The organism is Pararhodospirillum oryzae, from assembly GCF_007992075.1.
Classification (GTDB): domain Bacteria; phylum Pseudomonadota; class Alphaproteobacteria; order Rhodospirillales; family Rhodospirillaceae; genus Pararhodospirillum; species Pararhodospirillum oryzae.
On sequence record NZ_BJZO01000075.1, the window covers coordinates 1 to 18,124 of the forward strand.

An 18,124-nucleotide genomic window follows, 5' to 3' on the forward strand; every position below is an offset into this window, starting at 1 on the left:
GGGGGGGCGGAAAGGCAAGGCCAGGGCGGCCCAGGCCGTGGTGTTCCCCCGGCCCGGCCCGCCCTGGCCTCGTTCCTCCCCGATCCGTGGCGTCAGGGCATCGTGCGTGAAACCAGATGCGGGCACGATGCTCCAACCCTTTGCATTTACCTTCGGCTGATCCGAAAAGCGGTTTTCGCTTTTTCCGGACAAGCCCTAGTCGTTGAACAGGGCTGGCCGGCGCAGGCTGGTCAGGGCGCGGTCGCGGTTGGCGATGGGGTAGGTGCCCGAGAAGCAGGCGTCGCAGAACTGCGGACACACCGGATCGCGCTCGGGCGTGCCGGCGGCGCGGTAAAGCCCCTCAAGGCTGACAAAGGCCAAGCTGTCCACGCCCAGCAGTCGCGCCATGTCCTCGACCGAGTAGTTGGCGGCCAGGAGCTTGTCGCGCTCGGGGGTGTCGATGCCGTAATAGCAGGGGTGGATGGTGGGCGGGCTGCTGATGCGCATGTGGACTTCCAGCGCGCCGGCCTGGCGGACCATTTCCACGATCTTGGTCGAGGTGGTGCCGCGCACGATGCTGTCGTCGACCAGGATCACCCGCTTGCCTTCCAACTGGCTGCGGTTGGGGTTGTGCTTGCGCTTGACCCCAAGGTTCCGGGTCTTGTCGGTGGGCTGAATGAAGGTGCGCCCCACGTAGTGATTGCGGATGATGCCGTATTCAAAGGGAAGCCCGGCCTCGGCGGCGTAGCCCAGCGCGCTCGGCACCCCGGAATCGGGCACCGGCACCACCACGTCGGCGGGCACGTGGCTTTCGCGGGCCAGCTCGCGGCCAATCGCCTTGCGCACGTCGTAAACGCTGCGGTTTTCAACGATGCTGTCGGGGCGGGCGAAGTAGATGTACTCGAACACGCAAAAATGCGAGGGCCGGGCCGGGAAGGGGCGCTGCGAGGTGATGCCGTTTTCGGTGATCACCACCAGCTCGCCCGGTTCCACGTCGCGCACGAACTCGGCCCCGATGATGTCGAGGGCGCAGGTTTCCGAGGCCAGCAGGTAGGCGCCGTCCAGCTGGCCCAGAACCAGGGGGCGGATCCCCATGGGATCGCGCACGCCGATCAGGGCATGGTTGGTGAGCGCCACGATCGAATAGGCGCCCTGGACCTGACGCAAGGCGTCGATGATCCGTTCCTCGACCGACGAGCAGATGGAAATGGCGATCAGATGAATGATCACCTCGGTATCGCTGGTCGATTGGAACAGGCAGCCCCGGTTGACCAGGGTCTCGCGCAAGGTCAGGGCGTTGGTCAGGTTGCCATTGTGGGCAATGGCCAGGCCGCCAAAGGCAAATTCGGCGAACAGGGGCTGGATGTTGCGCATGACCGTGCCGCCGCTGGTCGAATAGCGGACGTGGCCAATGGCCGAATGCCCCTGAAGGCCGGCGATCAGGCCCTCGGCGCGGAAGTTCTCGGACACATGGCCCGGGCCCTTGACCGAATGGAACTGGCTGCCGTCGAACGAAACGATGCCCGCCGCTTCCTGGCCCCGGTGCTGGAGCGCGTGCAGGCCCAGGGCCACGTGGGCGGCGGCGTCGGGGTCGTTGAACACCCCGAACACCCCGCATTCCTCGTGCAAGGTATCGCCCTCAAGGGGATCGAAGGGGTCGGTTGAGAGGGCGCAGGCTGTCATGTCTGGGTTCCCTGCCCGCCGGGAGGCCGTGAAAGGCGGTCCTAGCGGGTGCTTTCGATGAGGCGGTCAAGGTCGCGCCGCTGGCCGTTGCCATAGCCCACGGGGCCGGTGGCGTCGGTTTGCGGCGCTTGGGGTTGCGGATCGGCCAGGCGTTCGAAATGGCTTTGCACGTCTTGCACCGCGCGGCCCGTGTCCAGCAGGTCTTCGACCCGGTCGGCGGCGGCGCCGGCTTGGGTGCCGATGTCGTGGGTCCGTCCGCGCAGGGGTTCGGGGAGAACCTCCAGGGCGATGCGCGTGCCCCGGTCCAGAATCGGCATGCTGGCGGCGGCGCGCACCCACTCGGGGCGGCGGTCGGGGGGCATCAGCCAGGTGACGCCGATCGACAGCGCGATCAAGATCAGGGCCCCCCGCGCCAGGCCAAACAAAAAGCCCAGCGAACGGTCCAAGGTGTTGAGCGCGGTCTTGCGGACCTGACGGGCAATGGCCCCGGTCAGGATGAACAGAAGAATCAAGGTGGCCAGGAACAAGACCGCGCCGGCGGCGGCCTCGGCCACCCAGTCGGCGCTGCCCGGCACGAGGCCGCGCATCAGGGGGGCCAGGGCCTTGTGCCCGGCCAGCGCGACGGTCGCCGCGCCGACCCAGGCGGCGATGCCCAGGACTTCGTGGACAAAGCCGCGCATGAAGGCCAGCACCGCCGAGAGCAGCAAGACAGCCAGGACCACCAGGTCCACGGGATTGATCGGCCAGCCGGTCATGGAACGGGCGTCCGGGCGGGAGGGGTCGATTCAGGGGCGGGGGGGCCGAACAGGGCGGCCAAGTCCTGAAGGTGGCCGATTTCACGCATGGTGAGTCCTTCCCTGGCATCACGGCCCGATCCTCCCCGCCGCGCGCCATCGCGGGGACGGGCGGGGGTCAGGGCCTGGGCGAAACCCAATTTGGCGGCTTCCTTCAGCCGGGTGTCACCGTGCGCCACCGCCCGCACCTCGCCCGAAAGCCCGACCTCGCCGAACACAACCATGTCGGCGGGCACGGGGACCGCAAGGAAAGAGGACAGAAGCGCCGCGGCCACCGCGAGATCGGCGGCGGGCTCGGTGATCCTGAGGCCGCCGGCAACGTTCAGATATACGTCATTGCCGCCCAGCGCAAGGCCGCACCGGGCTTCCAGCACCGCCAGCACCATGGCAAGACGCCCCGCGTCCCACCCCACCACGGCGCGCCGGGGTGTCCCCCCGCCCGAGGGCGCGACCAGGGCCTGGATTTCAACCAGCATGGGCCGGGTGCCTTCCATGCCCGCGAACACGCACGAGCCGGTGACGTTGCCGCGCCGCTCGGCCAGGAACAGGGCCGACGGATTCGGCACCTCGACCAGGCCGCGATCGGACATCTCGAACACCCCGATTTCGTCGGTGGCGCCGAAGCGGTTCTTGACCGCGCGCAAGATGCGAAAGGGATGGCCGCGCTCGCCTTCGAAATACAGCACCGCGTCGACCATGTGTTCCATCACGCGCGGCCCGGCCAGCTGGCCGTCCTTGGTCACGTGGCCGATCAGGAACAAGACGAAGCCCCGGCGCTTGGCGGCGCGAATCAGTTCATGGGCCCCGGCGCGCACCTGCGACACCGTGCCCGGAGCCGAGTCCAGGGTATCGAGCACCATGGTCTGAATGGAATCGATGATCACCACGTCGGGCGCGGCGCCGGCGTCCAGGGTGGCCAGGATGTCGCGCAGGTTGGTGGCCGAGGCCAGGGCCACCGGGGCATGGGCCAGCCCCAGCCGGCGCGCGCGCAGCCGTACCTGCTCCACCGCTTCCTCGCCCGACAGATACACCGAGCGGGCACCTCCCAGGGCAAGGGCGGCGCTGACTTGCAGCATCAAGGTGGATTTGCCAATGCCCGGGTCGCCGCCCACCAGCAGGGCCGAGCCCGGCACCAGCCCGCCGCCGCTCACCCGGTCGAGTTCGGCCAGTCCGGTGGGCAGGCGGGCCGGCGGCGCGTCGGCCCCTTCCAGGCCCACCAGCGGCACCAGGCGCCCGCCCTTGCCGCCCGTCTGGCCCCGGGTCAGGGGTTCGGCCGGGGCTTCTTCCTGGAGGCTGTTCCAGGCCCCGCAGGACTCGCAGCGCCCCACCCAGCGCGGCGAAACCGCCCCGCAGGACTGGCACACGAATCGGGCGCTGGGCCGGGCCATGGTGTCAGGCGCGCACGCTCATGCGGATCGGCCCCTCGGCGCGTCCGTTGACGAACTGCTCCACGTAGGGGTTGCCCGAGTGGTGCACGGTATCGGCCGGCCCCTCCCAGATCACCCGGCCCTGGTGCAGCATGGCAATGCGGTCGGCGATCTTGCGGGCGCTGGCCATGTCGTGGGTAATGGACAAGGCGGTGGCCCCCAGGGTGCGCACGCATTTGAGGATCAGGTCGTTGATCACGTCGGCCATGATCGGATCCAGGCCGGTGGTGGGCTCGTCGAAAAAGATGATCTCGGGCTTGGCGGCGATGGCGCGGGCCAGCCCCACGCGCTTTTGCATGCCCCCCGACAGCTCGGCCGGGGCCAGGTCGGCCACGTCGGCGTCCAGGCCGACCTGGGCCAGGGTGTCGATCGCCGTCTGACGGGCCTGGGCACGGCGCATGCCGTGGCCTTGCATCAGGCCGAAGGCGACGTTTTCCCATATCGTCAGGCTGTCGAACAGCGCCGCGCCCTGGAACAGCATGCCGACGCGGGTCATCAGGCGTTCGCGGGCGCGTCCGCTCAGGCGCACCGTTTCCTGGTCGTCGATGCGGATCGACCCGCTGTCGGGGCGCAGCAGGCCCAGGATGCACTTGAGCGCCACCGACTTGCCGGTGCCCGAGCCGCCGATGATGACCAGCGATTCCCCGGGCGCCACCTCCAGGTCGAGGCCATCAAGGACCGTCTTGGGACCAAAGGCCTTCTTCAGGCCGGCCAGGGCGATTTTCGGGGTCATTGGGCGAAGAACAGTTCAGTGAGAAGGTAGTTGAGAACCAAGATCAGGATCGAGGCGCTGACCACGGCGTTGGTGGTGGCCTTGCCCACGCCTTGCGCGCCACCGCGCGAATGGTTGCCGTGGTAGCAGCCCATCAAGGCGATGACAAAGCCAAACGCGGCGGCCTTGACCAGGCCGCTGATCACGTCCATCGGCTCCAGGAATTCCCAGGTGCGGCTGACGTAGCCTATGGGGGTGAAGCCCAGCTTGGTGGTGCCGACCAGGTAGCCGCCGAAAATGCCGATGATGTCGGCGACCAGAACCAGGATCGGCAGCATGGTGAGGCCGGCGATCAGGCGCGGCACCACCAGGTATTTATAGGGATTGGTCGACAAGGTGGTCAGGGCGTCGATCTGCTCGGTCACGCGCATGGTGCCGATTTCGGCGGCCATGGCGGCGCCGATGCGCCCCGCGACCATCAGGCCGGCCAGCACCGGGCCCAGTTCCCGGGTCATCGACAGGGCCACCACGGTGGCGATGGCCCCTTCGGCCGAGAAGCGGGCAAAGCCGGTGTGGCTTTGCAAGGCCAGCACCATGCCGGTGAAAATGGCGGTCAGGCCGACCACGGGCAGGGAAAAATACCCGATCTCGATCATCTGGCGCCCGATCAGGCGCGGAAAGAACGGCGGGCGCACGCAGTGGCCCAGCGCGGTCACGGTGAACACGGTCAGGCGCCCGACGTGGCGCAGGAAGGTAAGGAAAACGCGTCCAACCACGCCAAGCAAGACGAGGGGGTTCATGGTCCCTCCTGGGTGTCGGGCGGCCCGCCCAGATAAACACGCAAGCAGCGACGGCCCAGCCCGGTCAGGATCTCGTAGCCAATGGTGCCCGCGCATCCGGCCAGGGCGTCGGCATCGAAGGTGGGGCCCAGCAGTTCGACCAGGGCGCCGGGATGAACCTGGGCGGGCGGAACCTCGGTAACGTCCAGGGTGATCAGGTCCATGGAGATGCGCCCGACGACGGGAACAACGGTGCCGGCCAGCACGCCAAGGCCCCGATTCCCGGCGGCCCGGGGATATCCATCGGCATACCCGACCCCTACCGTCGCCAGACGGCGATGGGCGGGAAGCGTGACGGTGGCACCATAGCCAACGGGATGGGGGGCGTCAAGGAGGCGCCCTTGCAGGATTTTCGCCTCAAGGCGCACCACGGGGCGCACGGGCGAGGGCTTTTCCGGGGTGGGATTGAGGCCATAGAGCAAGGCGCCGGGGCGGACCAGATCGCCTTGGGTCGCGGGCCCGCGAAAAATCCCGGACGAGGCGCCAAGGCTGGTGGGCACGCCGGGCAGCAAGGCGTGGGCGCGCGCGAAGGTTTCCACCTGGCGGTCGGTCAGCGGGTGGCCGGGGTCGTCGGCGCAGGCCAGATGGCTCATCAGCAAGACCGGGAGCGCGAGGCCCTCGGGCAGGGGGGCGGCCATCAGGTCGGCCAGCTCGCCCAGGTCCAGGCCCAGGCGGGTCATGCCGGTATCGACGTGCCAGGCGGCCGGAGCCGGGCCGGTGCCGGCCTCGCGGGCGGCCCGGGCCCAGGCGTGGATCTGCTCCAGGCTGTTGAGCACCGGGATCAGGCCGCTCTCGCGCATCAGGGCCTCGGCCCCGGGCGGCGGGCCCGAAAGCACGAACAAGCGCCCCCCCGGCGGCAGGAGGTCGCGCACGGCCAGGGCTTCGTCGATCAGGGCCACGAAGAAATCCCGACAGCCGGCCTGGGCCAGGGCGGGCAGCACGCGGCGGGCCCCGCAGCCATAGGCGTCGGCCTTGATCACCCCGGCGGCGCGCGCCCCCGGGGGCAGGCAGGCGGCCGCCGCGCGCCAGTTGCCGGCGATGGCGTCAAGATCGATGGTGAGAACCGCCGTGGCCGCGGCCAGGCCAGCGGGTACGGCAAGACGGGAGGCAGGAGAGGGAGTCTCCATCGCGGATCATAGCTCCATGGGCGGTTCCCCGCCCTGAAGGTTGCCAAAGCGGGTGTAGTTGCCATCGAAGAACAGGCTCACCGTGCCGATCGGGCCGTGGCGCTGCTTGGCGACGATGACCTCGGCGCGGTTGTGGGCCTCCTCGCAGCGCTTCATCCAGGCGGCGGTGCGTTCGGCGAAGCGGTCCTCGGTTTCCTCGGGCTTGCGCAGGGGCTCGGCCCGTTCAAGGTAATACTGTTCGCGGAACACGAACATGACGACGTCGGCGTCTTGTTCGATCGACCCGGATTCGCGCAGGTCGGAAAGCTGCGGGCGCTTGTCGTCGCGCTGTTCAACCTGGCGCGACAACTGCGACAGCGCCAGCACGGGCACGTTCAGCTCCTTGGCCAGGGCCTTGAGGCCCCGGGTAATCGCCGACACTTCCTGAACCCGGTTGTCCGACTTTTCATTGCGGCTGGCCTGGAGCAGCTGAAGGTAGTCAACCACGATCAGGCCCAGCCCCGACCCCGATCCCCCATGCGCCCGGGCCAGGCGGCGGCAGCGGGTGCGCATGGCCGACACCGTCAGGGCCGGGGTGTCGTCGATGAACAACGGCACCTCGTGCAAGGCGGCGGCGACTTGCAAGACGCGGTCGAAATCCTCGTTGGTCAGTTCGCCGGTGCGCAGCCGGTGCGAGGAAACCTCGGCTTGTTCCGACAAGATACGGGTGGCCAGCTGTTCGGATGACATTTCCAGCGAAAAAAACACCACGCCGCGCGACGGCTCGCCGGCGTTGCGCGCATCCAGGAAGGATTGGGCGGCGTTGAAGGCAATGTTGGTGGCGAGCGCGGTCTTGCCCATGGAGGGGCGCCCGGCCAGGATGAGCAGGTCGGAATCGTGCAGGCCGCCCAGTTTCTTGTCGAGGTCGATCAGGCGCGTGGGCACGCCCGACAGCTCGCCCTCGCGACGGTGGGCCTTTTCGGCCATGGCGATGGCACCGATCAGGGCATCGCGAAAGGCGCGCGGTCCGCTGTCTTGCTGGCCGGTGGTGGCCAGTTCGAACAGGCGCTTCTCGGCCCCTTCGATCTGGTCGACGGCGGTGCTTTCCAGGGTGATCTCGAAGGCGTCGTTGACCATGTCGTCGCCCAGGGCGATCAACTCGCGACGCAGGTGCAGATCATGAATCAGGCGGCCGTAGTCCTCGGCATTGATCACCGTGACCACGGCGTCCATCAGATCGACCAAGTAGGCCCCGCCGCCCACCGCTTCCAGCTCGGGACGGTTGGCGAGGTAGGGCTTCAAGGTGACCGGGTTGGCCAAGTGTCCTTGTTCGATCAAGGTCACGCAGGCCTGATAGATGACGCGATGCGCGGGGTGGGCGAAATGCTCGGGAGCCAGGAACTCGCCCACGCGTTCCATGACGCGGTTGTTGGTCAGCAGGGCGCCCAACAGGGCTTGCTCCGCTTCCAGGTTGGCGGGAGGCTGGCGGATCGGCGCCTCGCCGGCTCCGGGGGGAGCCAGCGGGGGCGAGAGGGAAAGGGGGCTCGTGCTCATGGCCCCATCCTAGCCAGGATGACCGGCCGGGGTAAGGGGGCTTCGCGGCGCGGGCGTGCCGTGACACGGGCGCCACGGGCTTGCTGGACCGGGGGGCGCCAGGGGTCAGCGGATCCCGGGTGTGTCGAACACGGTTTCGAAGGCTTGGGGCGCCGCGGTTTCCCAGGCGTCGCGTTCCAGCGGCGCGGGGTACACAACCAGGGCGTAAAGATCTCGCGGCACGGCGATGACGCGGTTGTCGCCAAGATCAACGTGCACGGTGTCCTGGGATCCCAGGGCTGGCCCATGCGAAGGACGGGCGGCGGTGAAAGGGTCCATCATGATCCCTCCCGGGGCGGTGGTTCCAGGGAGGCCCCAACCCACCGGGTTCGGGCCTTCGAATGGCGATAATCCTAGAGCGGTTCCGGTTTGTTTCCCATGACAGGATTAGGACATTTTCAGGTCAGCACAAGAGGCAATGCGCATTCGATGGGCACACGGTCACCCAACAGTACGAAGAATCACCGCGATGATAAGCGCGGAACGCGGGTCAATAATCGTCACGGAAGAGTCATCCGATTGGAAACTCTTGTCAAGAGTGTGAAGGGGCACGGGTCATGCCGGATTTGAGTCTGGAGGCCACGCTGGGCGGACGGGTGGCCGGTATAGACGAAGTGGGACGCGGACCCCTGGCCGGACCGGTGGTCGCGGCGGCTGTTGTCATCGATCCGGCCCGGTTCGATCCCGCGCTGGGGCTTCTGATCGACGACTCGAAACGATTGAACGATCGCAAGCGTCGGGCCCTGGCCGTGGCGTTGCGCCAGGATCCGGGGATCAGCGTGGGGCTGGGGGCGGCGTGCGTGGCCGAGATCGACCGCCTGAATATCCTGCAAGCGGCGCTGCTGGCGATGACGCGGGCGGTGGCGGCGTTGCCCTTCGTGCCCGACCAGGCGGTGGTCGATGGCGTTCACCTGCCGGCCTTGCCCTGTCCCGGGCACGCGGTGGTGGGGGGGGATGGCCGGGTGCTGTCGGTGGCGGCGGCCAGCATCGTGGCCAAGGTGCTGCGCGACGATCTGATGGCGGCGCTGGCCCGGCGGTATCCCGGGTACGCGTGGGAGAAAAACGCGGGCTATGGCACGCGGGCCCACCGCGAGGCCCTGATCCGGCTGGGGGCGACACCCCATCATCGCCGTTCGTTCGCGCCGGTGCGCGCGGTGCTGAACGACCCGCGATAGCGATAGGGGAGGGGCGGGCGGCGGGGAACGGTGGGGGAAGCTCAGGCGGCGGGGCGCTTGGCGATCGTGGCCACGGCCAGACGGTCGGGGGCCTGCTTGGCTTCCTTCTTGAGGGTGGCGATCAGGCCGCTGATGGCGTCGATATCGCGGGTGGCGTGGCCGGCGGGCAGGTGGACCACGGCGGCGCTGGCCCCCAGAAGCGGCATGTCGCGTTCGATGCCGTGGCGGTCGCGGGCCCGCACCGAGCCCCGCGCCCGGGTTTCCTCGTCGTAGAAACTGGCGACGTCGCTTTCGAACTTGGCGGTCAGGGCACGGATCCGCGCCTCGGCCTCGTCCTCGGGCAGGTCGCGGAAGGCGGCGAAGAAATCGTCGCCCCCGATGTGGCCCACGAACACGCCTTCGCCATTCACCTCGGCGCGCATCAGGTCGGCAAACAGCAAGATGGCGCGGTCGCCCTGGCGGAAGCCATACTTGTCGTTGAAGGGCTTGAAGTTGTCGAAGTCGATGTAGGCGAGGGTCAAGGCGGTGCCGTTGTCGGCCAGGGCATCGCCCAGGAAGTCGGCGATCGCCGAGTTGCCGGCGAGGCGGGTGAGGGGGTTCTGGTCGCGCGCGGCGGCCAGGTTCTTTTCATTGATCACGCGCAGCAACGACGAGGCGGTCAGGAAGCCCCGATAGCGGCCGTCCTCGGTGATGATCAGCCCTTCCGAGCGGCTGTTCGACGAAAAGGCTTCCAGGATTTTCTCGGCCCGGGTCGCGATGTCCACGGTGGGGCAGCGGGTGATGAAATCGGCCAGTCCCAATCCCAGCCCCTTGTTGCTGATCAGATCCTTGCCATACAGCGAGTAGGTGTATTCCTTCAGGTCAACCTCGCGCACGATGCCCATGGGCTCGCGGGTGGCATCGACCACGGGAAAGAAGGTGCGGCTTTTTTCCTGGCGGAAGCGCTCGAAGACCTCGGTCATCGAGGCGGGGAACACAATGGGCGTGCTTTCGGTGATCTGGGCGGCGACCAGATGCTGATCGCCGCCGATGCGCCGTTGTTCCGAGGCGTTGTAGTCCAGCACCTCGGGGTATTCGGCCCGCAACAAGGCGGGGTCGGTTTGCGGGCTGGCCAGCAGGCGCCCTTGCGCCTGGTCGCATCCGGCATCGCGGCAGGCGTGATAATCCTCGATCGATTCCAGGCCCTTGGCCACCACCTGCACCCCCATGAGGTGGCAGACGTTGGCCATGTTGGCCAAGAAGAGCTTGCGCGACTGGTCGTTGGCGGCGTCGTGGACGAAGAAACGATCAATCTTGACCAGATCGGGCTTGACCGCGCGCAGCAAGGGGAGGCTCGCGAAGCCCACCCCGAAATCATCCAGCGCCACCTTGCCCACCTGGGCGCGGATGGCGTTCACCACGGCCCCGATCCGTTCCAGGGTTTTTTCCACCGCGTTGGCCTGGGCGCCCATGCTGTCGTGATCGAGCACCGGCAGGCGCTCGCTGATTTCCAGGGCAAGGTGGGTTCGGGCAACGCCGGCCTGTTCGCGCAGCTGCTCCAGGATTTTGCCCATCTCGGGCCAGAAGGGCAGCAAGCGCGGATCAAGGTTCAGGTACAAGCGGGCGTCGCCCCGGTCGGGCAGGGTCGCGAACTTGCCCAAGGCCAGGCGCCAGCCGGCCAGCTCGATCTCGCGGGGCAACGCGGCCGTGCCTTCCAAGGTGGCGGTGCGCCAGGCCTCGTCTTGCATTTCGCGGACCTCGGCGAAGCCGGCCGGCTCGGTGTTGCGCAACAAGGCCTCGAAGCCCACCGCGCGCCCGCTGGAAAGGCTTATTACAGGTTGCAAGGCCACGTCGAGTCCGGCAACGATCGCGGACCAGGAGCGCCGGTGGGCCGGTGGTTGCGCGAGATCGCGCTCAACGGGGGAGTCCTCCCCCGGCGCTGGCGCGCCCGCGCCGGGTCCACTCGTGGGGTTCAAGGTGAAGCGCGGGCGAAACCAAGGGCGCTCAAGCCGGGAGGAGGGGCCCTCGCCGGCGTTGCCCGTGCTGTGATTGACCGGTCCCCCCCGGCTGGTTGTCTCGCTCATGCTGCCGATTGGCTCCCGAAAGCCCGCGGCGCTCCGCGCCCCGGGGCCCCATACACACCGCCTTTGGGGACAGCGTCAATCACCCCCGGGGGTTGTTATAAAACCTTCATCCCAGGTGTGGATTTGCTCGGCTGGGGGGCGGATCCGGGGGGAATTTTGTTCCCGTCCCGGTTTGAACCAGGGAATTCGCGTCCGCCCGGCGACGCGAAACCGGCGGGCGGACCGACTCGCCAGACAGATGTCAGGGGCGAGGGAGCAACTCGATCAGCGCGCGCACGGCGCCGTCGGCGCCGTCGGCGATCTGGCTGATCGACGAGTTCAGCATGTAGCACGGCGTGGTGACCACCCGGGTATCGGGATCCACCACCACCTCGGTGGGACGCGCCGCGCGGTGGGTGGCGCCCAGGGACTGGATGGCCTTGGCGGTGCCCTCGTCCTGGCCGATGGTCACGGTGACCGGGCCCAGGATGCGCGCGATCAGGGCAGGCGCGATGCACAGGGCCCCGATCGGCAGGCCGGCGGCATGGGCGGCGCGAATGGCGGCCTCGACCGTGGGGTCCACCGCGCAGGCCGGGCCATCGAAGGCGAAGGTGCAGAAGTTCTTGGCCACGCCAAAGCCGCCCGGCAACAGCACGATGTCGAAGGCGGCGGGGTCGAAGGTGGCGAGATCGGCGATCGCGCCCCGCGCAATGCGGGCGGCCTCGCTCAGCACGTTGCGGGTTTCGCCGGTGGGCTGGCCGGTGCGGTGATCGATGACATGGTGCTGGGGAATATCGGGCGCGAAGCATTGATAGGTGCCGCCATGGCGGTCGATCGCCAGCAAGGACAGGACGCTTTCGTGGATTTCGGCGCCATCGAAAACGCCGCAGCCGGACAGGAACACGGCGAAGCGGGGCTTGTGCGTCATGGGGGGGCTCCTCATAGTCGGGGAAGGAAGGTCCCGGTGCCCGGCCCCGGGCCCGGTTTCCGCCCCTTGGGTTGTCTTTTCCTGGATACGGTGAACCTCCGATCATGCCAAGCCCGATCCCGACCACGCCCGCCGCCCGCGCCTTGCACCAGCGCTTCGCCCGCCTTTCGGCGATCGAGGACGCCCTTGCCATCTTGCAATGGGACCGGGCGGCGGTGATGCCCGACGGCGGCGGCGAGGGACGCGCCGAACAGATCGCGGTCCTGAGCGGCCTGCACCACGACATCCTGGCCGCGCCCGAGACCGGCCACCTCCTGGACGACGCCGAGACGGAACAAGGCGCCGGCGATCCGGTCGTCGCCTCCTGGCACCAGGCCAACCGGGCCGAAATGCGCCGGCGCCATGTCCACGCCACCGCGCTGCCCCGCGACCTGGTCGAGGCCCTGGCCCGGGGAGCCAGCGTGTGCGAGCAGGCCTGGCGCGCGGCCCGGCCCCAGGCCGACTTCGCCTTGGTGCAACAGCCGCTCGAAGCCCTGCTGGCCTTGGTGCGCGAAAGCGCCCGGGCCAAGGCCGAGGCCCTGGGCTGCGGGCTCTACGACGCGCTGCTGGATGAATACGAGCCGGGCGGCAAGGTCGCGGCCATCGAGGCGTTGTTCGCGGACCTGGAAACCTTCCTGCCCGATTTCCTGGGCGCGGTCATGGAACGCCAGAAGGCGAAGGGCCCGGCCAACCGGCCCACGGGCGTCTTTCCCCGGGTGGCCCAGGAAGCCCTGGGGCGCGAGACCATGGCGCGCCTGGGGTTCGATTTCTCGGCCGGGCGCCTGGACGTGTCGGCTCATCCCTTTTGCGGCGGCACGCCCCGCGACGTGCGCCTGACCACCCGCTACGACGACGGCGATTTCATCAGCGCCCTTTTCAGTGTGATTCATGAAACCGGCCATGCCCTCTATGAACAGGGCCTCCCCGCCGACTGGCTGGACCAGCCGGTGGGCCGCGCGCGCGGCATGAGCGTGCACGAAAGCCAGTCGTTGCTGTTTGAAATGCAGGTGTGCCGGGATCCCGCCTGGGTGGCGTGGGCCGCGCCCGTGTGGCGGGAGCGATTCGGGGGCCAGGGGCCGGAATGGGAAACCGAGACCCTGTGTCGCGCCCTGACCCGGGTCGAGCCCGGCTTCATCCGGGTGGAGGCCGACGAGGTCACCTATCCCGCCCACGTCATTTTGCGCTTTCGCCTGGAACGCGCGATGATCGAAGGCGATCTGGCGGTCGCCGACCTGCCCGGAGCCTGGAACGATCTGAGCGAGCGCCTGCTGGGCATCCGCCCCCCCAACGACCGCCTGGGCTGCTTGCAGGATATCCACTGGTACGATGGCGCCTGGGGCTACTTCCCCACCTACACCCTGGGGGCGATGACCGCCGCCCAGGTGTTCGACGCCGCCCGCCGGGCCGACCCCGCGATCACCCCCGCCCTGGCCCGGGGCGAGGTGGCCCCCCTGCTCGGGTGGCTGCGCCGCGAGATCCACGCGCGGGCCAGCCTGCTGTCCACCGACGCCCTGCTGAGCGCGGCCACGGGGCGCCCGCTCGACGCCCAGGTGTTCAAGGACCACCTGCGCCGGCGCTATCTGGAGGGGTGAGCCCACGGCGTGGCGCGCGGGGAAGCGGGTCGGGATGGGTGTCCCGGCCCGGCTTCGGGCGTGACGGTTGCATGACACGGGCCATGCGGTTGCGTGGTATTCGCAAATAAGAAGCGCTTTCATTTCTAGCCGGTAAAGTCCCACCCCGTGGATGGGAGGCGCGTTGACTTGCCCCGACGGAACCGGTATGCAACAGCGCATTGCCGAAAAGGGGGATGGGATCCCGGCGGCCCTTGGGCCCCGGGATGGATCGCGTCCCCTTCCGCCCCAGCCGACCCGCGATGAGGCTGACGCCATGAAAACGCATCCCAGGCCCCTCTCCCCCCACCTGCAAGTCTATAAGCTCCACACAAAAGTAACGTCGATGCTGTCCATCACGTTCCGAGTCTTCGGAGCGGTTCTGATGACGGCGGGAACGTTCTTCTTCCTGCTGTGGATTGTATCCGCCGCCTCCGGCGCGAGCGCGTTCGAAGCGGTTCAAGGGTTCTATGGAACCTGGTTCGGATACCTGGTTCTGTTCGGGTTCACGGTGGTTCTGTTCTACCACCTGTGCAACGGTATTCGTCATCTCCTGTGGGACACGGGCTTCGGCTTCGACATGCCCACCTTGCGCAAGACCGGAGCCATCGCGATTGGCGCCGCCGCCACGTTGTCCGTGCTGGCGTGGATCGCCGGCCTGGCCGCCCTTTGACCGGGAGACCCGCCGATGTCACTTGAAACCTCGCTTCGCTCGGCCCTTGGCCGGGCCCGTGGCCTGGGTTCGGCCAAGGAAGGCGCGGCCTCCCACTGGATGGCCGAGCGCCTGCCGGCCATCGCCCTGGTGCCTTTGGCCCTGTGGTTCGTCTTCGTGGCGGTGATCCCCAACCTGGGGGCCTCGCACGCCGAGATCGTCGCGTTCATGGGCTCGCCCTTCAACGCCACCCTCATGCTGCTGACCGTGCTGTGCGGCTTCTATCACGGCATGCTGGGCCTGATCGTGATCCTGGAGGATTACATTCAGGCGCACACCGCCCGGAACATCGCCGTGTTCGCGACCAAGCTGTATGCCGCCCTGGGGGCCGCGCTGGCCGCCGTTTCGATCCTCAAGCTCAGCGTCGGAGGCTGACCGCAAGATGGCATCGCACGAGATCATCGACCACGAATACGACGCAGTGGTCGTCGGGGCCGGCGGCGCGGGCCTGCGAGCGACCTTCGGCATGGTTCAGGCCGGCCTGCGTACCGCTTGCGTGACCAAGGTCTTCCCCACCCGCTCGCACACCGTGGCCGCCCAGGGCGGCATCGGCGCCGCGCTTGGCAACATGGCCGAGGACTCCTGGCAGTGGCACATGTACGACACCGTCAAGGGTGCCGACTGGCTGGGCGACCAGGACGCCATTGAATACATGTGCCGCGAGGCCATTCCGGCGGTTTACGAGCTGGAACACGCGGGCGTGCCCTTTTCGCGCACCCCCGACGGCAAGATCTACCAGCGCCCGTTCGGCGGCCACATGCGCAATTTCGGCGAAGCCCCGGTGCAGCGTGCCTGCGCCGCCGCCGACCGCACCGGCCACGCCATCTTGCACACGCTCTATCAGCAGTCGCTGAAGCATAACGCGCAGTTCTTCGTGGAATACTTCGCCCTTGATCTGCTGATCGAGGACGGCGTGTGCCGCGGCCTGATCGCGTGGTGCATGGAAGACGGCACCTTGCACCGCTTCAAGGCCCACACCACGGTGCTGGCCACCGGCGGGTACGGCCGAGCCTACTTCTCGTGCACCTCGGCCCATACCTGTACCGGCGACGGCAACGGCATGGTGGCCCGCGCCGGCCTGCCCTTGCAGGACATGGAGTTCGTGCAGTTCCACCCGACCGGCATTTATGGCTCGGGCTGCCTGATCACCGAGGGCGCGCGCGGCGAAGGCGGCTACCTGACCAACTCGAAGGGCGAGCGCTTCATGGAGCGTTACGCCCCCACCGCCAAGGACCTGGCCAGCCGCGACGTGGTCAGCCGGGCGATGACGGTGGAAATTCGCGAAGGCCGGGGCGTGGGCGCCGAGTCCGACCACATCCACCTGCACCTGGAGCACCTGGGCGCCGACGTGCTGCACGCGCGTCTGCCCGGCATCACCGAGACCGCCAAGGTGTTCTCGGGCGTCGATGCCACCCGCGAGCCGATCCCGGTGCTGCCGACCGTCCACTACAACATGGGCGGCATTCCCACCAATTACCGGGGCGAGGTCCTTTCGCCGACCGCCGACGAGCCGGATCGCGTGTTCCCCGGCCTGATGGCGGTGGGCGAATGCGCCTGCGTCTCGGTGCACGGCGCCAACCGTCTGGGCACCAACTCGCTGCTGGACCTGGTGGTGTTCGGTCGCGCCGCCGCCTTGCGCGCCGCCGAGGTCATCCGCCCGGGCATGTCCCACAAGCCGCTGAAGTCGGATACCGACGAGCTGGGCCGCTCGCGCCTGGAACGCCTGCGCACCGCCGCCGGCGCCCGCTCGACGGCGGAAATCCGGGGCGATCTCCAGCGCGCCATGCAGCGCGACGCGGCCGTGTTCCGCACCGCCGAAAGCCTGGAGGAAGGCCGCGAGGCCGTGGACCGCATCGCCGGTTCGCTGGCCGATATCCGTCTCGCCGACCGGTCGTTGATCTTCAACACCGATCTGGCCGAGGCCCTGGAGCTGGAAAACCTGATGGCCTGCGCCCAGGCGACCATCCATGGAGCCGCCGCCCGCCAGGAAAGCCGCGGCGCCCACGCGCGCGAGGACTTCCCCAACCGCGACGACGCCACCTGGATGAAGCACACCCTGGCTTGGATCGATGACAAGGGCAAAGTGTCGCTGGGCTACCGCCCGGTGCACACCTACACCCTGACCGACGAGGTCTCGTACATCGAACCCAAGGCGCGCGTCTACTAAGGGCTGGGAACAGGCTGGAGACTGAACATGGTCGAGTTCATGCTGCCTCCCAACAGCCGGATCAAGCCGGGGAAAACCTTCCCGGCGCCGGAGGGGGCAACCAACGTCCGTACCTTCAAGATCTACCGCTGGGATCCCGAGGAGGGCGGCAATCCGCGCATGGACACCTTCATGGTGGACATGGATACCTGTGGGCCGATGGTTCTTGACGCGCTGATCAAGATCAAGAACGAAATCGATCCCACGCTGACCTTCCGTCGCTCCTGCCGCGAGGGTATTTGCGGGTCGTGTTCGATGAACATCGACACCAACAATACGCTGGCGTGCCTGAAGCCGATCGCCGACATCAAGGGCGACGTGGTGATCACGCCGCTGCCGCACCTGCCGGTGGTCAAGGACCTGGTCCCCGATCTGACGCACATCTACGCGCAATACGCGTCGATCGAGCCCTGGCTGAAGAGCGATACCCCGCCGCCGCCCAATGCCGAGCGCCTGCAAAGCCCCGAGGAACGGGCGGTGCTGGATGGCATGTGGGAGTGCATCCTGTGCTTCTGCTGCACCACCAGCTGCCCCAGCTACTGGTGGAACGGCGATCGCTACCTGGGCCCCGCCGTGCTGATGCAAGCGGCCCGCTGGGTGTTCGACAGCCGCGACGAAGCCGCCGGCGAACGCCTGGACCAGTTGGACGATCCGTTCCGCCTGTTCCGCTGCCACACGATCATGAACTGCACGGCCACCTGCCCCAAGGGTCTGAACCCCGGGCGGGCGATCGGTCAGCTCAAGATCAAGATGTTCCAGCGCGCCGGCTGATGCCTGGCTCCGGGGAGGATCAACGCCTCCCCGGTCGCGTTCAGGAGAGGGGGTCTCGTCAGGCCCCTTGGAAGCGGCGGCGCGCGGGCCGCCGCTTTTCGTTGTGCGCCCAGCATGGGCGCGTTCTTGCGGGTGGAAGTCCCGTCGTAAGCTGGTCACAGCGAGCGAAGTGAAGCGCAACTGCGGCAGGGTGACCGACCGTGGGGAGGAAGCGTGGAGCGAAGCTGCGGGCCGATGGACAAGAACCGGATATGAGGCGGTGCCGACCAGGGCGAGCGGGCAACGTTCCGCGAAGCTCTTGTGACCAAGGGGAAGCGGCGTAAATCCGGCGGCCGTGCAGTGAAGGAATGCGTTCTTATCTGGGGAGGTGTCGCCTTATGCCTGAAAGGGCGACGGTATTGAACCGGAGCGAGAAGTCAGCAGAGGCCATGGTAGCCCCCTCGGGGGCGAAGGGCCGAACGGGGAGGAATATTCGCTCCCTGTCGATGTGGAAGGCATTGCGTCAGAT

General features: G+C 68.0%; 16 protein-coding genes. 6 read left to right on the plus strand and 10 right to left on the minus strand.

Annotated elements, in window-relative coordinates:
• Positions 1–195: 195 nt before the first annotated feature.
• The 8 genes from purF to ROR02_RS12675 form a co-directional block, all read right to left on the minus strand.
• On the minus strand, positions 196–1,662 hold the full coding sequence (gene purF, locus ROR02_RS12640) for an amidophosphoribosyltransferase (RefSeq protein ID WP_147164394.1): 1,467 nt from the start codon (positions 1,660–1,662) through the stop codon (positions 196–198).
• Between the two features lie 41 nt (positions 1,663–1,703).
• Complete coding sequence (locus ROR02_RS12645; protein WP_147164395.1) at positions 1,704–2,417, minus strand: CvpA family protein; 714 nt, start codon at positions 2,415–2,417, stop codon at positions 1,704–1,706.
• Positions 2,414–3,844, minus strand: a complete 1,431-nt coding sequence (gene radA / locus ROR02_RS12650; protein WP_147164396.1) for a DNA repair protein RadA — start codon at positions 3,842–3,844, stop codon at positions 2,414–2,416. The genes ROR02_RS12645 and radA overlap by 4 nt, the downstream gene beginning before the upstream one ends.
• Positions 3,845–3,848: 4 nt before the next feature.
• Positions 3,849–4,616 carry an ABC transporter ATP-binding protein gene (locus tag ROR02_RS12655; protein ID WP_147164397.1) on the minus strand — a complete coding sequence of 256 codons (768 nt, stop codon included), beginning with the start codon at positions 4,614–4,616 and terminating at the stop codon, positions 3,849–3,851.
• The gene (locus tag ROR02_RS12660) at positions 4,613–5,395 is read right to left on the minus strand and encodes an MlaE family ABC transporter permease (RefSeq protein ID WP_147164398.1); all 783 of its coding nucleotides are present in this window, start codon (positions 5,393–5,395) and stop codon (positions 4,613–4,615) included. Before ROR02_RS12660 ends, ROR02_RS12655 begins: the two co-directional genes overlap by 4 nt.
• Positions 5,392–6,561 carry an alanine racemase gene (gene alr / locus ROR02_RS12665; protein ID WP_147164399.1) on the minus strand — a complete coding sequence of 390 codons (1,170 nt, stop codon included), beginning with the start codon at positions 6,559–6,561 and terminating at the stop codon, positions 5,392–5,394. Before alr ends, ROR02_RS12660 begins: the two co-directional genes overlap by 4 nt.
• 6 nt (positions 6,562–6,567) lie before the next feature.
• Positions 6,568–8,094, minus strand: coding sequence for a replicative DNA helicase (locus ROR02_RS12670; RefSeq protein ID WP_147164400.1), 1,527 nt, complete (start codon positions 8,092–8,094; stop codon positions 6,568–6,570).
• A gap of 105 nt (positions 8,095–8,199) precedes the next feature.
• Positions 8,200–8,415: a hypothetical protein gene (locus ROR02_RS12675; protein WP_147164401.1), complete on the minus strand. Its 216-nt coding sequence runs from the start codon at positions 8,413–8,415 to the stop codon at positions 8,200–8,202.
• Positions 8,416–8,690: 275 nt separating this feature from the next.
• On the opposite strand from ROR02_RS12675, the gene ROR02_RS12680 reads away from it, so the two are divergent.
• Positions 8,691–9,308 (plus strand): ribonuclease HII, encoded by a 618-nt coding sequence (locus tag ROR02_RS12680; RefSeq protein WP_147164402.1) that lies wholly within the window; start codon positions 8,691–8,693, stop codon positions 9,306–9,308.
• Positions 9,309–9,349: 41 nt separating this feature from the next.
• Here the strand turns inward: ROR02_RS12680 and ROR02_RS12685 are convergent, their stop codons facing one another.
• Both ROR02_RS12685 and elbB read right to left on the minus strand, forming a co-directional pair.
• A complete protein-coding gene (locus ROR02_RS12685) occupies positions 9,350–11,371 on the minus strand; it encodes a bifunctional diguanylate cyclase/phosphodiesterase (RefSeq protein WP_147164403.1) in 2,022 nt (673 codons plus the stop codon).
• Between the two features lie 241 nt (positions 11,372–11,612).
• Positions 11,613–12,278, minus strand: coding sequence for an isoprenoid biosynthesis glyoxalase ElbB (gene elbB / locus ROR02_RS12690; RefSeq protein WP_147164404.1), 666 nt, complete (start codon positions 12,276–12,278; stop codon positions 11,613–11,615).
• Between the two features lie 104 nt (positions 12,279–12,382).
• Between elbB and ROR02_RS12695 the strand changes: the two genes are divergently transcribed.
• From ROR02_RS12695 to ROR02_RS12715, 5 genes are all read left to right on the plus strand, one after another.
• Positions 12,383–13,909 carry a carboxypeptidase M32 gene (locus ROR02_RS12695; protein WP_147164405.1) on the plus strand — a complete coding sequence of 509 codons (1,527 nt, stop codon included), beginning with the start codon at positions 12,383–12,385 and terminating at the stop codon, positions 13,907–13,909.
• A 295-nt stretch (positions 13,910–14,204) separates the two neighbouring features.
• Entirely contained in the window at positions 14,205–14,600 is a 396-nt protein-coding gene (gene sdhC, locus ROR02_RS12700; protein WP_147164406.1) for a succinate dehydrogenase, cytochrome b556 subunit, read from the plus strand.
• A 15-nt stretch (positions 14,601–14,615) separates the two neighbouring features.
• A complete protein-coding gene (sdhD, locus tag ROR02_RS12705; RefSeq protein ID WP_147164408.1) occupies positions 14,616–15,014 on the plus strand; it encodes a succinate dehydrogenase, hydrophobic membrane anchor protein in 399 nt (132 codons plus the stop codon).
• 7 nt (positions 15,015–15,021) lie between these two features.
• Complete coding sequence (sdhA, locus tag ROR02_RS12710; RefSeq protein ID WP_147164409.1) at positions 15,022–16,806, plus strand: succinate dehydrogenase flavoprotein subunit; 1,785 nt, start codon at positions 15,022–15,024, stop codon at positions 16,804–16,806.
• A 27-nt stretch (positions 16,807–16,833) separates the two neighbouring features.
• Positions 16,834–17,616: a succinate dehydrogenase iron-sulfur subunit gene (locus ROR02_RS12715; protein WP_147164411.1), complete on the plus strand. Its 783-nt coding sequence runs from the start codon at positions 16,834–16,836 to the stop codon at positions 17,614–17,616.
• Positions 17,617–18,124 lie beyond the last annotated feature (508 nt).